At 63.4% G+C, this 17,783-nt stretch carries 13 protein-coding genes; 7 read left to right on the top strand and 6 right to left on the bottom strand.

Translation table 11 applies throughout. The annotated features are described in order from the left end of the window. Nucleotides 1-60: 60 nt before the first annotated feature. From gmd to ACP151_RS15370, 4 genes are all read left to right on the top strand, one after another. Nucleotides 61-1,179, top strand: coding sequence for a GDP-mannose 4,6-dehydratase (gene gmd, locus ACP151_RS15385; RefSeq protein WP_424979785.1), 1,119 nt, complete (start codon nt 61-63; stop codon nt 1,177-1,179). 4 nt (nt 1,180-1,183) lie between these two features. Next, nucleotides 1,184-2,173: a GDP-L-fucose synthase gene (fcl, locus tag ACP151_RS15380; RefSeq protein ID WP_424979784.1), complete on the top strand. Its 990-nt coding sequence runs from the start codon at nt 1,184-1,186 to the stop codon at nt 2,171-2,173. Between the two features lie 55 nt (nt 2,174-2,228). Continuing rightward, on the top strand, nt 2,229-2,966 hold the full coding sequence (locus ACP151_RS15375) for a hypothetical protein (RefSeq protein ID WP_424979783.1): 738 nt from the start codon (nt 2,229-2,231) through the stop codon (nt 2,964-2,966). Nucleotides 2,967-3,113: 147 nt separating this feature from the next. Further along, the gene (locus tag ACP151_RS15370) at nt 3,114-4,550 is read left to right on the top strand and encodes a mannose-1-phosphate guanylyltransferase/mannose-6-phosphate isomerase (RefSeq protein WP_424979782.1); all 1,437 of its coding nucleotides are present in this window, start codon (nt 3,114-3,116) and stop codon (nt 4,548-4,550) included. A gap of 48 nt (nt 4,551-4,598) precedes the next feature. On the opposite strand, the gene ACP151_RS15365 is transcribed toward ACP151_RS15370, so the two are convergent. Continuing rightward, nucleotides 4,599-5,792: a peptidase G2 autoproteolytic cleavage domain-containing protein gene (locus ACP151_RS15365; RefSeq protein WP_424979781.1), complete on the bottom strand. Its 1,194-nt coding sequence runs from the start codon at nt 5,790-5,792 to the stop codon at nt 4,599-4,601. Nucleotides 5,793-6,073: 281 nt separating this feature from the next. Here ACP151_RS15365 and ACP151_RS15360 point away from each other — a divergent pair, with 281 nt between their 5' ends. Continuing rightward, a complete protein-coding gene (locus ACP151_RS15360) occupies nt 6,074-8,362 on the top strand; it encodes a calcium-binding protein (RefSeq protein WP_424979780.1) in 2,289 nt (762 codons plus the stop codon). A 31-nt stretch (nt 8,363-8,393) separates the two neighbouring features. Here the strand turns inward: ACP151_RS15360 and rfbA are convergent, their stop codons facing one another. From rfbA to rfbC, 5 genes are all read right to left on the bottom strand, one after another. Beyond that, entirely contained in the window at nt 8,394-9,284 is an 891-nt protein-coding gene (gene rfbA, locus ACP151_RS15355; protein WP_424979779.1) for a glucose-1-phosphate thymidylyltransferase RfbA, read from the bottom strand. After that, entirely contained in the window at nt 9,281-10,129 is an 849-nt protein-coding gene (rfbD, locus tag ACP151_RS15350) for a dTDP-4-dehydrorhamnose reductase (protein ID WP_424979778.1), read from the bottom strand. The genes rfbA and rfbD overlap by 4 nt, the downstream gene beginning before the upstream one ends. Further along, nucleotides 10,126-10,596 carry a metal-dependent hydrolase gene (locus tag ACP151_RS15345; RefSeq protein ID WP_424979777.1) on the bottom strand — a complete coding sequence of 157 codons (471 nt, stop codon included), beginning with the start codon at nt 10,594-10,596 and terminating at the stop codon, nt 10,126-10,128. Before ACP151_RS15345 ends, rfbD begins: the two co-directional genes overlap by 4 nt. A gap of 139 nt (nt 10,597-10,735) precedes the next feature. Next, complete coding sequence (gene rfbB, locus ACP151_RS15340; RefSeq protein WP_424979776.1) at nt 10,736-11,788, bottom strand: dTDP-glucose 4,6-dehydratase; 1,053 nt, start codon at nt 11,786-11,788, stop codon at nt 10,736-10,738. 32 nt (nt 11,789-11,820) lie between these two features. Then, nucleotides 11,821-12,375 carry a dTDP-4-dehydrorhamnose 3,5-epimerase gene (gene rfbC / locus ACP151_RS15335; protein ID WP_424979775.1) on the bottom strand — a complete coding sequence of 185 codons (555 nt, stop codon included), beginning with the start codon at nt 12,373-12,375 and terminating at the stop codon, nt 11,821-11,823. 492 nt (nt 12,376-12,867) lie between these two features. Here rfbC and ACP151_RS15330 point away from each other — a divergent pair, with 492 nt between their 5' ends. Both ACP151_RS15330 and ACP151_RS15325 read left to right on the top strand, forming a co-directional pair. Further along, the gene (locus ACP151_RS15330) at nt 12,868-13,137 is read left to right on the top strand and encodes a hypothetical protein (protein ID WP_424979774.1); all 270 of its coding nucleotides are present in this window, start codon (nt 12,868-12,870) and stop codon (nt 13,135-13,137) included. Nucleotides 13,138-13,149: 12 nt separating this feature from the next. Beyond that, the coding region (locus ACP151_RS15325) for a PKD domain-containing protein (RefSeq protein WP_424979773.1) at nt 13,150-17,783 on the top strand (4,634 nt) is incomplete at its 3' end.

The raw sequence follows: 17,783 nt of genomic DNA, 5'->3' as shown, positions 1-17,783 counted from the left end.
TCCGCCGCGCTGGCCTAAGCACGGGAACAGGCGCAGAGGCTTTCAGCAACGGGGCATATTATGAAAAAAGCTCTTATCACGGGCGTTACGGGTCAGGATGGCTCCTATCTTGCGGAGTTCCTTCTTGAGAAGGGTTATGAGGTGCATGGCATCAAGCGCCGGGCGTCCTCTTTCAACACCCAGCGGGTGGACCATATCTATCAGGATCCGCATATGGACCAGGCTCGCTTCAAGCTGCATTACGGCGATCTGAGCGACAGTTCCAACCTGACCCGGATCATTCAGGACGTGCAGCCCGACGAGGTGTATAACCTGGGCGCGCAGAGCCATGTGGCGGTCTCCTTTGAGAGCCCGGAATACACCGCCGATGTGGATGCCATGGGCACTCTGCGCCTGCTGGAAGCGATCCGTTTTCTCGGGCTGGAGAAGAAAACCCGCTTTTATCAGGCCTCGACCTCGGAGCTGTATGGGCTGGTGCAGGAAACCCCGCAGCGCGAAACGACGCCGTTCTACCCGCGCAGCCCTTATGCGGTGGCCAAGCTGTATTCCTACTGGATCACCGTGAACTACCGCGAGGCCTATGGCATGTATGCCTGCAACGGCATCCTGTTCAACCACGAGAGCCCGCGCCGCGGCGAGACCTTTGTGACCCGCAAGATCACCCGCGGGCTGGCCAATATCGCACAGGGGCTGGAGCCCTGCCTGTATATGGGCAACATCGACGCACTGCGCGATTGGGGCCATGCCAAGGATTACGTGCGGATGCAGTGGATGATGCTGCAGCAGGATGCGCCTGAGGATTTCGTGATCGCCACCGGCAAGCAGTATTCGGTCCGCCAGTTCATCCAGTGGTCGGCGGCCGAGCTGGGCATTGACCTGGCGTTTTCCGGCAGCGGCATCGATGAGATTGCCACTGTGGCGGCAGTTGAGGGCGATCACGCCCCGGCGCTGAAACCCGGCGATGTGGTGATGCGGATCGACCCGCGCTACTTCCGCCCGGCAGAGGTGGAAACGCTGTTGGGCGACCCCACCAAGGCCAAAGAAAAACTGGGCTGGGTGCCGGAAATCACCACCCAGGACATGTGCGCCGAGATGGTGGCCGAAGATCTGAAAACCGCGCGCCGCCATGCGCTGTTGAAAGAGCACGGCATGGATCTGCCGGTCAGCGTCGAGGGCTGAGGTTATGGCAGGCACTGGACCCCGGATCTATGTGGCCGGCCACCGCGGCATGGTGGGCGGCGCCATCCTGCGCCAATTGCAGGCGCGCCAGGCGGCAGGCGAGGATCTGACGCTGATCACCCGCAGCAGCGCCGAGCTGGATCTGATCGATCAGGCTGCGGTGCGCGGTTTCATGCAGGCGGAACAGCCCGATCAGGTTATCCTGGCGGCGGCCAAAGTGGGCGGCATTGTTGCCAACAACAGCTACCCGGCTGAGTTCATCTATGAAAACCTGATGATCGAATGCAACGTCATCCACGCCGCCTATGAGGCCGGGGTGAAAAAACTGCTGCAGCTGGGGTCGAGCTGCATCTACCCCAAGCTGGCAGATCAGCCGATGGCCGAGGATGCGCTGCTGACAGGTGTGCTGGAGCCCACCAACGAGCCCTATGCCATTGCCAAGATCGCCGGCATCAAGCTGTGCGAAAGCTACAACCGCCAGTACGGCGTCGATTACCGCTCGGTGATGCCCACCAATCTCTATGGGCCGGGCGACAATTTCCACCCCGAGAACTCCCATGTGCTGCCCGCCCTGATCCGCCGCTTCCACGAGGCGGCGCAATCGGGCGCACAGAGCGTCACCATCTGGGGCTCCGGCACGCCGCGGCGCGAGTTCCTGCATGTGGACGACATGGCGGCGGCCTCGCTGTTTGTGATGGATCTGGGGCCGGAGGCCTATGGGCGCGAAACGCAAGCGATGCTGAGCCATATCAACGTGGGCTGCGGTGCGGATGTGTCGATCCTGGAGCTGGCGCAGCTGGTGGCAGAGGTCACCGGGTTTCAAGGCGAAATCCTGATCGACCCGTCCAAGCCCGACGGCACCCCGCGCAAGCTGATGGATGTCACGCGCCTGGCGCGGCTGGGCTGGCAGGCTTCGATCAGCCTGCAGGATGGGGTGCGCGGCACCTATGACTGGTTCCTGGCGCAGGGGCTGGATAATCTGCGGGCCAAGTGATTTTAAGGCCGAGTGATTTTTAAACTGCAGCCATTTTCAGTAAAGGCATTTCCGGATGATCCTCGTCGTTTATGGCCAGCAGAAGTCTGCCAGCACCTATCTGGCACATCTTGCCAGGGCAGTATGTGAGTCCTCGGGTGTGCCTCAAGAGGCTTTGCGCAAGCGGGTTCTGACCGGGCCGCTGGAACGCCACCGGGTGTTCTGGCGGGACAATCATCTTTTCAATGTGACAAAAGTGGCTGACCGGCTGAAGCCGGGCGAAAACCTGTCGATCAAGACGCATGCTGAATTTCAGCCCCGTTATACTGAGGCGCTTGGCCGTCCCGATGTCCGGGTCCTGATTTCCTACCGGCATCCAGGCGATGCAGCGCTCTCTGCTTTTGAAGCCGGTGAGCGTGCCCGCAGGGAGGCTGACAAGAACAAGCCGTTTTTTTCTGCAATCCATTCTCATCGTGACGGCATTGACGTGATGGCGCGACTGCTGGAGCGGGCCACCATCCCTTGGCTGAAATCCGCTATGGGGGTGCCATTTTCCTATGAGCAGATCACCCGCGAAACACAGTCTGTGCTGGATGTGCTTTGCGATCTGGTGAACTGCCGGCGGGAGGCGCTTGAGGCCAATGACGCCCTGCAGGCCCTGTTGTCCGGGGAACGGCGGGTCTATAATTTCAACAAGGGCGTTTCGGGCCGTTACAAGGAAATGTTCAGCCTGGCAGATCAGGCCTATTTGGAAGAACGGTGCGGCAAGTTCATGCGGTTTTGCGAGGGAGAGCTTCCGGTTGCATCGCTTTGAGAGCCCCTGGCCGGACCGTGCCATGCCGCTGGCCTTTATGGAGCGGCAGATTGTGAAAACAACCGCACTGAAACTTTCAGGCGGGTTATACCTACGGGGGGCCGGAGATTTCACGGTCCGGATTCTGCGGGGAGGCAAGGCAGCATCATGATATATCCGGTTCTTCTGTGCGGCGGCTCTGGCACCCGCCTGTGGCCTTTGTCGCGCAAAAGCTACCCTAAGCAGTTCGTGCCGCTGACGGGTGAGGAAACGCTGTTTCAGGCCTCGGCGCGGCGGCTGTCAGGCGACGGTTTTGCCAGCCCGCTGGTGCTGACCAATTCCGATTTCCGCTTTATCGTGACCGAACAGCTGGCAGGCGCGGGCATCGATCCCGGTGCCATCTTGATCGAGCCTGAAGGGCGCAACACTGCGCCTGCGGTGCTGGCGGCGGCGCTGTGGCTGGAAAAAAGCGATCCCGAAGGGTTGATGCTGGTGGCGCCGTCGGATCACGTGGTGCCGGATGCGGATGCGTTCCGCGCGGCGGCGGCAGCCGGACTGCAGGCGGCGCAGGCAGGCCAGCTGGTCACCTTCGGTATCAAACCTGAGCGGGCCGAGACCGGCTATGGCTATCTCGAGCTGTCCGGGGACCCGGGCGATTTCACGCCGCGCCCCATCGGGCTGAAACGCTTTGTGGAAAAACCGGATGCGGCCAAGGCGGCGCAGATGCTGGCCTCGGGGCAGTATCTGTGGAACGCAGGCATTTTCCTGTTCTCGGTGAAAACCATTCTGGCGGCCTTCCGCCAGCATGCGCCCGAGCTGCTGGCGCCGGTGCAGCAGGCGGTGGACCAGGGCCAGCCTGATTTGGGCTTTCTGCGGCTCGATCCTGCGGCCTGGGCAGGGGCCGGGGATATCTCGATCGACTATGCGGTGATGGAGCGGGCGGACAACCTGTCGGTGGTGCCTTATGCGGGCGGCTGGTCCGACCTGGGCGGTTGGGATGCGGTCTGGCGTGAGGCGGGGCCGGATGCGGCTGGCGTGGTGACGTCCGGACCGGCAACGGCGATTGACTGCGCAGACAGCCTGTTGCGGTCCGAAGGCGACGGGCTGGAGCTGGTCGGCATCGGGCTGAAAGACGTGATCGCGGTGGCAATGCCTGATGCGGTGCTGGTGGCGGCGGCGGACCGGGCGCAGGATGTGAAACAGGCTGTGGCGGCGCTGAAAGGCAAACAGGCCCGTCAGGCCACGGAATTCCCCAAGGACCACCGCCCCTGGGGCTGGTTCGAGAGCCTGGCGGTGGGGGACCGGTTTCAGGTCAAGCGCATTCATGTGCATCCCGGCGCGGCGCTGAGCCTGCAAAGCCATCACCACCGGGCAGAGCACTGGATCGTTGTGGAAGGCACGGCCAAGGTCACAGTGGATGGTACCGAGCAGCTGGTGAGCGAAAACCAGTCGGTCTATATCCCGCTGGGCGCGGTGCACCGGATGGAGAACCCGGGCAAGGTACCGATGGTGCTGATCGAGGTGCAGACCGGCAGCTACCTGGGCGAGGATGACATCATCCGCTACGACGACATCTATGCCCGCGGCCAGGGCGCCAAAGGGTAAGGCCCAGGTGGATGCTGCCCGCCGGGTGCAGGCGCGTGGTGCAGAGACTTACCGCACCAGCCATTCCTCCAGCTCTGCGGTCTCTGCGGAGATCTGCCGCATCCGGATCCAGCCCGGGGCTGTGGGCTGGCCCTGGCGCAGGCGCAGCTTGCCCAACAGTCCGACCAGCGCCCATTCCGGGCGGCGGCTGCGCGGCACATACGGCCGGGACGCATCATAGGCGGGGTTTTCCTGCGGGCGGCCCGCCGCATCGCGCCGCATTGCGCCGTATGCGTCGCGTAGCCAGCGGTGCTTCCAGTCATCCATGTCGCCGTCGCCGACCACGGCCGGATTGGCGCTGATCACGCCGATCGGCTCTTCTCCGGGCCGTGCTAGGCGGATTTTCTCCCCTTCCAGCACCACCGAGACCCCGCGGCGGTCTTCATCGTCCGGATTGCCGTCGGCCCATTCGAACCACTCGGCATAATCCGCGCCGCCGCCGGTCCAGGCGCCGGCGCAAGCCCCGTTGCCGTCCGCGCCCAGCCGGAAGTCCGGGCTGCCGCCATCGCCTGCCAGCAGGTAATCATCGCTGCTGCCCTGGATCTCCAGATGCGCCGCCGGGCTGGCGGTGCCAAACCCGGCGCGGCCCGCAGGCGTCAGCGCCAGAGCGGTGGACCAGCTGCTGCCGTTCGCGGAGAGTTTCACTGCGAAGTCATTGCTGCCCGCCAGCCCCATCTCGGCGCGGCCGCTCCAGTTCGACTGGAACAGCAGCGAGGCGGTCTCAGCGCTGGCGGATTTGTTGATCTTGAGCTGATGGCCGGCCCCTGCATGGCTGAGCAGCGTGGCCGGGCCGGAAACCGCCAGCGGGTTGGCGGCATCGGCCGTGGTGCCGACGCCGAGACGGGCGAGGTTCTGGGTGTCGGCGGGTGGCAGGATCCAGCTGCTGCCGTCCCAGACCCTGAGTTCCTGTTCCGCAATGCTCCAGGCGCGCCAGCCGGGCAGGGGGGCGAGGAACAGCCAGCCTTCGCCCTGCCAGACGGCCAGGGCATGGGGGTGGCCGGCCCAGGCGCCCGCAGGGCTGGCGGCCAGCGCATGGGTCTCGCCCAGGGCGGGGCTGGTGGGGGGTGTCACCGCATCAAACCCTTCAACGCGAAGCTGCACCAGCGCATCCAGCATTTGCAGCGCTTCGTTATGGGTCACATGTTTCTGCGCCTGGGCAGGCATCAGATAGGGCAGGGCGAGGATCGGCGAGGCCTGGGTCATGGGCGGGGCTCCGGCATGAGAAACGGGATGGCAAACGGGGTGCCGCCCACAGTGCCAGAACCGCGTCAAAACGGCGCTAACGGGGCGTACGCAGGGTGCGCAACACCGCCGCGGCCTGCACCTGTGATCCTAATCTGTTCCCTTCTTGACCCCTATCTGTTCGATCAATTGTCGTCAATCTGTCAACAATATTCCCGGTTTTGCCCGATTTGCCTCCCGCTTTGCGCCGCGCCTGCCCGCCAGGTTCGCTCCTGGGTTCAGCGGCGCATGGGAGCGGCACAATGGCACTGGCATTCAGCACAAGGTTCGGCACGGATGACATGATTTTCGGCACCGATCTGCGCGATCTGGAGGTCGCGGTGCAGAACGGCCAGGCCACGCTTTATGCCATCAATGGCCTGAATGGCGGGATCAGCCGCTGGCAGTTGCCCGGCAATGGCGGCGGGCCGCAGCTGGCAGGCCAGCAGCTGCACAGCCAGGCGTCCTTGCGCACCGGCAATTTTGAGCTGTCGGAGACCGGCGGGGAGCTGCGGCTCGTGCAGGAGGGGACCAGCGGCGGTCTCGGCTATTATGCCCTGGGCAGCGGTGGCAGCCCGGGCAGTCGGCAGCAGGACAGCCTGACGGGCGCCGATGCGGGCGGCCTGGGGGCGGTGGCAGTGCTGCAGCTGACGGGCGGCAAGTCAGCGGTCTATGCGGTGGGGCAGTCCGGTGGCGCCCTGCAGGGCTGGCGGCTGGATGCGGATGGGGCGGTGCAGGCCCGGACCGGTCTGGGCGGCGGCAGCGCATCCTACAGTCTGGAGCCTGCGGCACTGCTGGCCACAGTTGAGACAGCGGGTGGCCCGGTGCTGCTGGCGGCAGAGGCCGGGGGCTTGCGCGGATACAATGTGGATGAGACCACCGGGGCGCTCACCCCTAGCGTGGTGCTAGGGCCGGAGCAGGGGCTTTCGGTCTCTGGCATCACTGCGCTGGAAGGGTTTGAGATGGACGGCACCGCCTGGGCGCTGCTGGGGGCTGCTGGCAGCAGTTCGCTGACGCTGGTGCAGGTGGATGCGGCGGGCGGCCTGCAATTCCGGGCGCAGCTGCATGACACCGCAATGACCCGTTTCGGCGGGGTGTCGGCGCTGGAGACGGTGCAGGCGGGGGAGCATCTTCTGGTGTTGGCGGCGGGCAATGACGGCGGCCTCAGCCTGTTCACCCTGACCGCGGGCGGGGTGCTGATCCATGTGCAGAGCCTGGAGCATATGCCCGGCCTCGGGCTGCAGAATGTCACCGCGCTGGAGGCGGTGGTGGTCGGCGGCCAGCTGCAGGTTTTTGCGGCTTCGGGCGCGGAGGGCGGCATCAGCCGCTTCACCCTGCCGCTGGCAGAGCTGGGCGTTGTGCGCCAGGCCGCTGCGGGTGATGCGCGGCTTGAGGGCAGCGCTGCAAATGACGTGCTGGAAGGCGGCGCCGGGGCGGCGGATCTTTACGGCCATGCCGGCGATGACGTGCTGGTTTCGGGCGCGGGCGGCGGCAGGCTGGAGGGCGGCGCCGGCGCCGATGCCTTTGTTATCAACCCGGCGGCGGAACGGGTGACGGTGCGCGACTTCACCCCCGGCGAGGACCGGCTGGACCTGTCGTTGTTCGAAGGGCTTTACAGCGCTGTCCAGCTGGAGGCGGGCAGCCGCAGTACCGGCATGGTGCTGCAGGCGGGGGAGACCACCATGGTGCTGACCAGCGCCGACGGAGTGCCGCTGGAGCTGGAGGATGTCTTCGGGCCGGATCTGCGCTTTGCCTTTCCGGAGCGTCAGGGAACGGGGGAAAGGCTGCCGGGCGGCAGTTTCTATGGCAGCAGTGGCGCGGACCGGCTGGAGGGAACCGGTGGCGATGACCAGCTGTCCGGCGGCGGCGGCAATGACCGGCTGGCGGGTGGCAGCGGTGCCGACAGCCTGGAGGGCGGCACTGGCAATGATCTGCTGTTGGGCGGCACCGGCAGCGACACGCTGGAGGGTGGCAGCGGCGGCGACAGCTTGAACGGCGGCGACGGCGGCGACAGGCTCAAGGGCGGCAGCGGTGCCGACAGCCTGAAGGGCGGCACTGGCAATGATCTGCTGTCGGGCGGCACCGGCAGCGATACGCTGGAGGGCGGCAGCGGCCGCGACAGCCTGAAAGGCCAGGGAGGCGATGACGTCCTGAAGGGCGGCAGCGGTGCTGACCGGTTGTCCGGCGGCGGCGGCGGCGACAGTCTCAAGGGGGGCAGCGGCCAGGACCGCCTGAAGGGCCAGAGCGGCAAGGATCTGCTGTCCGGCAGCGGCGGCAGCGATACGCTGGAGGGCGGCAGCGGTCGCGACAGCCTGAAAGGCGGCGGCGGCGAGGATGTTTTTGTCTTTGCCCGCAGCCATGGGCGCGACAGTATTGCGGATTTCCGCCCAGGCCGCGACCTGATCGACCTGGAGGCGGCGGCGGCGGACCGGTTTGCCGATCTGGAGATCAGCGGCCAGAGTGGCGGCACACTGATCAAAACCGGGTCGGGCAAGGTCTTTCTGGAGGATCTGGCCCCGGGGCGGCTGGATGCGGATGACTTTCTGTTCTGACGGGCGGCGCGCCCGGTGAAACAGGCCGCCCCTACTTCAGCAACCCTTCCAGATAGGCGCCATAGGCGTTCTTGGCGAATTTCTCTGCCCGCGCCTTCAGCCCGGCCTCATTGATCCAGCCCTGCTCGAATGCAATCTCTTCCGGGCAGCCGGTCTGCAGGCCCTGGCGCTCCTGCAGGGTGCGCACGAAATTGCCCGCATCCAGCAAAGACCCATGGGTGCCGGTATCCAGCCAGGCATAGCCGCGGCCCATGGTTTCGACCCGCAACTCCCCTTCGTTCAGGTAGCTCTGCAACAGATCGGTGATTTCCAGCTCGCCGCGGGGGCTGGGCTGCACCGCGCGCGCGCGCTCTGGCGCGGTGCCATCCAGGAAATACAGCCCCGTGACCGCGTAGTTCGAGGGCGGAACGGCAGGCTTTTCGATGATTTCGCGGGCCTTGCCATCCGCATCAAAACCCACCACGCCATAGCGCTCCGGATCGGCCACGTGATAGCCAAAGACGGTGCCGCCGGTCTCTTGCACATCCGCTGCTGCCAAGAGTTTCGGCAACCCGTGACCAAAGAAGATGTTGTCGCCCAGCACCAGCGCCGAAGGGGCGCCGGCCAGAAATTCCTCGGCCAGGATGAAGGCCTGCGCAAGACCGTCGGGGCTGGGCTGCACCACATAAGTCAGCGCCACCCCCCACTGGCTGCCATCCCCCAAGAGGCGGATGAACTGCTCCTGATCCTGCGGCGTGGTGATCACGCAGATCTCGCGGATGCCCGCCAGCATCAGAACCGACAGCGGGTAGTAGATCATCGGCTTGTCATAGAGCGGCAGCAGCTGTTTGGAGACCGCCATGGTGATCGGATAGAGCCGGGTGCCGGAGCCGCCTGCCAGGATGATGCCTTTTCGACCCGAGCCGGGCTTGCCATTGGTCATGCCAATTCTCCCAAATCCTTCAGAATATCATTCAAACCCACCCGCCAGTCCGGCTGCGGGATGCCAAAAACAGTGTCTAACGCGGCACAATCGAGCCGTGAGTTCAGGGGTCGCACCGCTGGTGTGGGATAGGCCGAAGTCGGAATATCCGCCACGTCGCAAGTGACGCCGGCGCGGGCAAAGATCTCGCGGGCGAAATCCGCCCAACTGGTCTGGGGCGCGCCTTGCAGATGATAGGTGCCGGATTTGCCGGGGTCTTCCGCCAGCTGTCGCGCCATCGCAAGACAGGCCGCCGCAATATCCCGGGCCGGGGTCGGCGCTCCGATCTGGTCGGCAACGATGGTCAGCCGGTCCCGCTCTTTCCCGAGGCGAAGCATGGTCTTGACGAAGTTGCTGCCATGGGCCGACACCACCCAGGAGGTGCGTAAGACAGCATAACTGCCGCCCGCCGCGCGCACGGCCTCTTCACCCTTGAGCTTGGAACGCCCATAGGCGTTCACCGGCGCGGGGGCATCACCCGGCTGCCAGGGCGCGGTGCCGCTGCCGTCAAAGACGTAATCGGTGGAGACGGTGACAAAGGGAATGCCCATCTCCGCGCAGGCCACCGCCATCGCACCAGGGGTGGCAGCGTTGACCGTATCGGCCAGCGCCTCTTCGCTTTCGGCCGTGTCGACGGCCGTGTAGGCGGCGGCATTGATCACACCAGCCGGCGCATGGGCGCGGATGGCCGCAACGCAGGCCGCCGGGTCCGACAGATCCGCCTGACCGCGGCCCAGGCAGGCGGCATTTTCATGCGCCGCCAGTTCGCGGGCCAGCTGGCCGGTTTTGCCAAAAACAAGGATCATGCAGGCCTCCCTTTGCGCCACAGATACAAGGCTAAAGCCCAGATGCCCAGTTCCAGCAGAAAGGTCCAGTGCAGCAGGAACGACAGCACCCAATGGGGCTGGCTCGCAGGTACCTCCACCAGCGTATAGAGATGGTCATCGAATGGTGCGCCCCACAGGATGCCGCCGCCGATGCTGTCCAGCACCATATGCAGGAAGAGGGCGGCAAAGAGCACCAGCGCCGGGGCCAGCAGGGCGCGGGCCCGCAAAGCCAGAACCGGCAGGATCAGAGCCGCAACCGCGACCCAGAAGACCGGCACATGCACCCAGTAGCGGTGATGATGGATGCTGCTCTGGTCCACAAAGTAGAACCACAGCATGTCGAAATCCGGCAGCACCGCACCAATCAGGGCAGCAGGCATCAGCCAGCGGCCTTCAGGCGTCAGCTGCGCCAGCACATAACCTGAGGGCAGATGCGCAGTCAGCATGGGACCCCCCTGCCCGACACCGGCTCATGGCGTCCGGGCAACGGGCTGGGTTTTCTTCTGGCCGGAAATATCCCCGTCCCGCTGCCCGGCAGGCAGCTTTGCCGCCGAGAGGGGGGCAGGCTTTCCAGCCGGAAAGCCTTCACTTCCCAGTCCCGAGCCGCTGGCCAACACCGTCGCGGCCCTGCAAAGCCCGCCACCAGCTCTCGTTGTCCAGATACCACTGCACGGTTTTCTCCAGCCCTTCCTCCACCGTCACCGAGGGGCGCCAGCCCAGCTCGTCGCGGATGCGGGAGGGATCAATCGCGTAACGCGCATCATGGCCTGGCCGGTCCGTCACGAATGTGATCTGCTCCTTGTAGGATTTGCCGTCCGCACGGGGCCGCTTGCCGTCCAGAATGGCGCAGAGCGTTTCCACCAGCTCCAGATTGCTGCGCTCATTCTCGCCGCCGATATTATAGGACCGCCCCAGCGCGCCTTTTTGCATCACCAACAAGAGCGCATCGGCGTGGTCCTCCACATACAGCCAGTCACGCACATTGGAGCCGTCGCCGTAGATCGGCAGCGGCTTGCCCGCCAGCGCATTCAGGATCACCACCGGAATGAGCTTCTCCGGGAAATGATATGGCCCGTAGTTGTTGGAGCAATTGGTCAGCACCACCGGCAGCCCGTAGGTCTCTGCCCAGGCGCGCACCAGATGGTCGCTGGCGGCCTTGCTGGCGGAATAGGGCGAGCGCGGATCATAGGACGTGTCTTCGGTGAACTGCACGGCGGGGTCGGCAGGCAGAGAACCGTACACCTCATCCGTTGAGATATGGTGGAACCGGAAGCCGTCGGGCTTGCCTGCCTGTTCCCAGTATTTCCGCGCCGCCTCCAGCATCTGATAGGTGCCGGTGATATTGGTCTCGATGAAATCGCCCGGCCCGTCGATGGAGCGGTCCACATGGCTCTCGGCGGCCAGATGCATCACCGCATCCGGGCGGTGGCGTTCAAAAACAGTGTCTAATGCGGCGCGGTCGCGGATATCGCACTGCTCGAATGCATAGTTGGGGCTTGCCGCCGCTTCTGCCACATTCTTTAGGCAGGCAGCATAGGTCAGCGCATCAAGGTTCACCACCTGATAGCCGCGGGCGATGGCCAGCCGCACCACTGCGGACCCGATAAAGCCGGCGCCGCCGGTCACCAATAGTTTCATGCCGCACCTCCGGCTGCGCGCAGTTTCATCTCTTATCCTTCCCACATAAACGGGCTGTCGAAATCCGCCAGCGCGGGCGCCGCGGCGTCCTTTTCTGACAGCATCGGGGCGCCGTCAAACCCCCAGTCAATGGCGCAGCTGTCCCAGGCCACCGCGCCATCACAGTCGGGCGCGTAGTAATCGGTGCATTTATAGATCACCTCGGTGTCCGGCACCCGTGTGACGAAGCCATGCAGAAAGCCTTTGGGCACCAGGAGCTGACGTCCGTTTTCTGCGCTCAGCTCAATGCCGAACCATTTGCCGTAAGCCGGCGATCCCTTGCGGATATCCACCGCCACATCAAACAGCACGCCCTGACCACAGCGCACCAGTTTGTCCTGGGCGTGGGGAGGCGCCTGGAAATGCAGCCCCCGCAGGGTGCCGGTCTCGCGCGACAGCGAATGATTGTCCTGCACGAACTCCAGATCGATCCCGGCCTCCTGCATCCGCCGCCGGTTCCAGCTTTCGCTGAAGAACCCGCGCGCATCGCCGAACCGCGCCGGGGTCAGCACTTTCAACCCCGGCAATCCTGTCTCTTCTATCTGCATCCTTACGGGCCTCTTGTCTTGTCTGCCGCTGCCTGGGTGTTGATCCCATCTATAGCGCTGCTGCGCAATCCCGTGCAGCCCCTGGCGCCACTCCGGCTGAGGCAGAGGGCAATTGCTGTGATCTGATCCGCAGGGTTTCTGCGTGGACTGGTATGATCAAATCAGTCCGCATGCATCGGGCGGCCTGCTCAGAAGGCCCCGGCAGGCTTTGCTGCACCAGCCACGGCGGGGGCACTGTTTGCCCCCGATGTGACCGACGGGATCTATGAGCTGCTATCATGAAAACAGCCGGGTGAAATCTGCAGCGGAGCCTTGTCAAAATGGGGACGCCCACCGGAGTGAGACAGGATTCAGGGCTCAGAATTGATACGCTCTGAACTAAAATATTAACATAACTATGATTACATGATATTGAAGTGTAGCCGGGTGCGCGCTACTTTGAAGTGCGACTCCTTTTAGAAAACAATGAGTTATCTAATAGGAGATCATGGCATGGGAGCCGTTTACACACAACTATCACTGGGAGAACGCCGCAAGATCGAGACCTTGAGCCATCATGGGGTGGTTCAGCACAAGGGGATAGGTTTGCGGCAGCGGCGGTTTGACATTGCCCAAGGCTACCCTACCGTCTTTGGCGAGCACAGTGCCTGCTGGATGCATGGAGCGCTGCTGTTTGTGTCTTTTGTAGGGGCGCGCAGCAAAGAAATGCCGTTGGCCGCGGCGGCTGCGTGTGAACCTGTTTGGTGGGTGGCTGGTTACTAGGGCTTTGGTGCTGTGAATAATGTTTTGCAAACCGACAATGTCGGCGTTGATATTCAGGATATCTCGCTGACAGGCGATTTTACAATTGAATTCAATATCTTCTTTGAACCGGGATCGGAGATTGCCAAGAATGACGGGGCGGTGTCCTCGCAATCCGCAGGCGGCAATGACATCAATTTCTTTGATGGCATCCCACGCCTTTACGATGCGGATTGGGGCGATGTCGTGGTCGGGCTGTCGCCGCTTGAAGCCGGAGAGTGGAACCACATTGCCCTGGTGCGCGAAAGCGGTGTTGTCCGGCTCTATGTGAATGGCGTCAATGAGGCCAACTCTTTGACCCAGAATTATAATGACACCTTTGTGATTTCGGATTTGGCATCCAGCGTCGCCGGGGCGCTGGAAGGCCGTATGGATGAGGTCCGGGTCTGGTCGCTGGCCCGGCCGGGCGCCGAGATCCTGGGCAATGCGGCCCAGACACTGGATTTGAGCGGCGGCGTTCCTGTCGGCCTTGAGCGCTATTACCGCTTTGATGAGGATGCGGACCATATTGTGGACGCAACCGGCAATGCCGAAACCGGCCATGACCTGCACCCGCCTGCGGGAACGGTGATCATCGAAGACAATACGGTGTTTGACACGCCTGTGGGCGATGTCGGCGGCTTTATCGACACTAAGGTTGTGAACGGGTTGTCGCTGCCGACAGATATGGCCTTCCTGCCGGATGGCCGCATGCTGGTGGTGCAAAAAAGCGGTGAGGTCATCCTGGTTGAGGACCCGAGCGTCGCAAACAGTGCGAAATCCGTCTACATGGATCTCAGCGCCCAGGTTGAGAATTCCCGGGAATCCGGGCTGCTGAACATTGAGGTCGATCCGAATTTCGACGAGAATGGCTATTTCTACCTGCTCTACACCGATTTGGCCGAACAGCGCACAACTGTGGCCCGTTATCAGCACCAGGAAAACAGTGGTGGCGCCACCAGCACCGGCGACATCAGCGCGCAGACGGTTCTGTGGCGGGAGTTTGACACCTATTCCGAGGCGGACCACCAGGGCGGCGGCATGGCCATTGCCTATGAGCCGATTGATGCATCGGACCCCAGCCCTTACAAGATGTACATTAGCATTGGCGAGGAGTTCGAGGCGGCCAATGCGCAAGATCTGACCCATGACGATGGTAAGGTGCACCGGATCAATCTGACCGATGGCTCGATCCCCGCCGACAACCCCTACTATGATCCGGCTGCGGCGGCGAATTATACGCCTTGGGTGCATACCCAATCTGCGATTTCAACCAGTGCCGAAAATCTGGCGATCGATCCCGAAGGGGTGGTCACCACGATCTACAGCCACGGGCTGCGCAATCCGTTCCGGGCTGAGTATGATCAGGTGTCGGGCACGCTGTGGATCGGCGAGGTCGGCGGCAACGGGCGTTTTGCCACCGAAGACATCCATATCGCCGCCCCCGGCGCCGATCACGGCTGGCCGGATTATGAGGGCTATCTGCCGGATCCCGATGATCCGGGGAGCCCGATTTACAGTTATGTGCATGCCTCGGCCCCCGGGCAGGACCAGCTGCCCAGCTATGGCGATGCGGGGTCTTCTGTTTCCGGCGGTGTTGTTTACCGCGGTACGGCGTTTCCGTCCGAATTCCAGGGGGTCTATTTCTATGGCGACTGGGTCCGCAACTGGATCCGCTACCTAGAGATCGATTATTCCTCCGGTGAGCCGGTGTTCGTGTCCGACAACCACTTCAAGAATGCCGGCGGGCAGGTTCTGACCTTTGCGGAAGCGCCGGATGGCAGCCTCTATTACATCACCACCTTCCAGACCGGAAATATCTTCACCTTTGAAGGCGCGGTGAACCGGCTGGAATACAGCAGCAGCAATCAGGCTCCGGCGGGACAGGGTATCATTCTCGATCCCGGCGAAGAGGCCAGCCTGACGACGCCGCATACGGTGACTTTTGAAACCGATGCATTTGATCCGGACGGGGATGACATCACCTATGTCTGGTCGTTCGGCGATGGCCCGGACATTGATGGTGACGGTATTGGCGACGGAGCCACCTCCACCGAGCAGAACCCGACATATACCTATACCTCCGAAGGGCAGTACACGGTCGAGCTGATCGCCACGGATTCCAACGGGGCGCAAACGGTTTACAACCCGGTGACCATCACGGTCGGCAATGCGCCGGCTGTCACCATCGATACCCCTCTGGCGGGGGCCACTTTCCGGGCGGGCGATATTCTCACCCTGACTGGCAGCGCCACCGACGCCGAGGACGGGCTCCTGTCCGGGCCGGATGTGTTCTGGTCGGTCAACCTGGCGCATAATGAGCATTTCCACCCCGAATTGCCGGCGGCGGAAAATGTACCGGGCGGCATTCAATTCGAAATTCCGACGAGCGGGCATGATTATTTTGAAACGGTGGGCTATTCGGTTGCGCTGACCGCGATCGACAGTTCAGGCCTGGCCACCACCGAGACGGTCCTGATCTACCCCGAGGAAAGCATCACGACCTATGACATGCCGGATGTGGCAGGGTTCACCTTCTATCTGGATGGGATCGCCTATAGCGGCGATCAGGTCCGCGATAATATCATCGGGTTCAATCATTCCCTGGACGTGCAAAGCTCCTATATCAGCGGCGGCTACAACTGGGATTTCTCGCATTGGGAGGATGACCCGTCCATTACCACAACATCCAGAACCTTTGTGGTGCCGGAAACCGACAGCACGATACGGCCGGTTTTTGTGCAGGGCACCCCGTCTCTGGATGCGGCTGGGGATACGCTTTCGGTTGATCTGGCAGAGCTTGCGGACGGCTCCTGGGCCGCCCTGCCCTATAATATCTTTGCCAATGACAGCGGTGCCGGCCTCGCTCTGGAGGCTCTGCAGGGCTACAAAGGCAATGGCCAGCCGGTCACGGTGAGCAGTTTTGACTCGTCCGGGCGGCTGAAGACCTGGTCGGATGGCGGCGGGCTGTTCCGGATCAGCAGCGACGGCAGCGTTGAGTTCAAGGACCGCGACGGCCAGTTCGCAGGCCTGGCGGCGGGCGCCAGCGCGACCGTCTCCATCGGTTATGAAATCGGCGACGGTGTCAGCACAGATGCCGCCCCGATTTCCCTGACGATCAGCAATGGGGACACAAGCCCCGCCAACACGGCCCCCTCCGGCGCCGGCATCCTGCTGGATCCGGGCGAGGAGACCGCCGCCGCCGCACCGCATACGGTGACCTTTGAGGCGGATGTGAGCGATGCCGAAGGCCATATGCTGACCTATGCCTGGGACTTTGGCGACGGCACGGTTTCGGATCTGGCAGCGCCCTCCCGCACCTACAGCAGCGAGGGGCTGTTCACGGTCTCGCTGACCGTCACCGACGAGCTGGGGGCGGCGACCAGTTTTGCGACGGCAGAGATCGATGTCGGCAATGCGGCGCCGGTTGCGGCGGATGACAGCTTCAGCCTGACCACCGGGTTTGATCCGGTGGCAAGCCATCTGCATATTCTGGACAATGACCATGATCCGGACGGCACGCTGAACATGCAGGCTGTGGAGGTTCTCTCCGGTCCCGGTTTCGGCACTGTTGAAATCATCGACACGGCGCAGGAGCTGCTGGACCGCGGGCTGATGGCGGGCCACTACGGGCATGCGGAATATGTGCCGGATGACCCGGGTTTTGAGGGCACCGACAGTTTCACCTACCGGGTGCAGGACAATGAGGGAAAATGGTCGAATGCGGCCACCGCAACCATCACGGTGTCCAGCACCCCGTCTCTGGATGCGGCTGGGGATACGCTTTCGGTTGATCTGGCAGAGCTTGCGGACGGCTCCTGGGCCGCCCTGCCCTATAATATCTTTGCCAATGACAGCGGTGCCGGCCTCGCTCTGGAGGCTCTGCAGGGCTACAAAGGCAATGGCCAGCCGGTCACGGTGAGCAGTTTTGACTCGTCCGGGCGGCTGAAGACCTGGTCGGATGGCGGCGGGCTGTTCCGGATCAGCAGCGACGGCAGCGTTGAGTTCAAGGACCGCGACGGCCAGTTCGCAGGCCTGGCGGCGGGCGCCAGCGCGACCGTCTCCATCGGTTATGAAATCGGCGACGGTGTCAGCACAGATGCCGCCCCGATTTCCCTGACGATCAGCAATGGGGACACAAGCCCCGCCAACACGGCCCCCTCCGGCGCCGGCATCCTGCTGGATCCGGGCGAGGAGACCGCCGCCGCCGCACCGCATACGGTGACCTTTGAGGCGGATGTGAGCGATGCCGAAGGCCATATGCTGACCTATGCCTGGGACTTTGGCGACGGCACGGTTTCGGATCTGGCAGCGCCCTCCCGCACCTACAGCAGCGAGGGGCTGTTCACGGTCTCGCTGACCGTCACCGACGAGCTGGGGGCGGCGACCAGTTTTGCGACGGCAGAGATCGATGTCGGCAATGCGGCGCCGGTTGCGGCGGATGACAGCTTCAGCCTGACCACCGGGTTTGATCCGGTGGCAAGCCATCTGCATATTCTGGACAATGACCATGATCCGGACGGCACGCTGAACATGCAGGCTGTGGAGGTTCTCTCCGGTCCCGGTTTCGGCACTGTTGAAATCATCGACACGGCGCAGGAGCTGCTGGACCGCGGGCTGATGGCGGG

Source organism: Leisingera sp. S232 (assembly GCF_049800895.1).
Classification (GTDB): Bacteria; Pseudomonadota; Alphaproteobacteria; order Rhodobacterales; family Rhodobacteraceae; genus Leisingera.
Note: the sequence above shows the minus strand (reverse complement) of the source record. Positions and strands in the feature narration are given on the sequence as shown.

What these genes read in the sequence shown, in the direction of transcription:
- ACP151_RS15345 (WP_424979777.1), bottom strand. Translation starts at nt 10,596, where the DNA reads ATGCTGACTGCGCATCTGCCCTCAGGTTATGTGCTGGCGCAGCTGACG.
- ACP151_RS15370 (WP_424979782.1), top strand. Translation starts at nt 3,114, where the DNA reads ATGATATATCCGGTTCTTCTGTGCGGCGGCTCTGGCACCCGCCTGTGG.
- rfbD (WP_424979778.1), bottom strand. Translation starts at nt 10,129, where the DNA reads ATGATCCTTGTTTTTGGCAAAACCGGCCAGCTGGCCCGCGAACTGGCG.
- rfbA (WP_424979779.1), bottom strand. Translation starts at nt 9,284, where the DNA reads ATGACCAATGGCAAGCCCGGCTCGGGTCGAAAAGGCATCATCCTGGCA.
- ACP151_RS15365 (WP_424979781.1), bottom strand. Translation starts at nt 5,792, where the DNA reads ATGACCCAGGCCTCGCCGATCCTCGCCCTGCCCTATCTGATGCCTGCC.
- ACP151_RS15360 (WP_424979780.1), top strand. Translation starts at nt 6,074, where the DNA reads ATGGCACTGGCATTCAGCACAAGGTTCGGCACGGATGACATGATTTTC.
- ACP151_RS15330 (WP_424979774.1), top strand. Translation starts at nt 12,868, where the DNA reads ATGGGAGCCGTTTACACACAACTATCACTGGGAGAACGCCGCAAGATC.
- gmd (WP_424979785.1), top strand. Translation starts at nt 61, where the DNA reads ATGAAAAAAGCTCTTATCACGGGCGTTACGGGTCAGGATGGCTCCTAT.
- rfbC (WP_424979775.1), bottom strand. Translation starts at nt 12,375, where the DNA reads ATGCAGATAGAAGAGACAGGATTGCCGGGGTTGAAAGTGCTGACCCCG.
- ACP151_RS15375 (WP_424979783.1), top strand. Translation starts at nt 2,229, where the DNA reads ATGATCCTCGTCGTTTATGGCCAGCAGAAGTCTGCCAGCACCTATCTG.
- rfbB (WP_424979776.1), bottom strand. Translation starts at nt 11,788, where the DNA reads ATGAAACTATTGGTGACCGGCGGCGCCGGCTTTATCGGGTCCGCAGTG.
- fcl (WP_424979784.1), top strand. Translation starts at nt 1,184, where the DNA reads ATGGCAGGCACTGGACCCCGGATCTATGTGGCCGGCCACCGCGGCATG.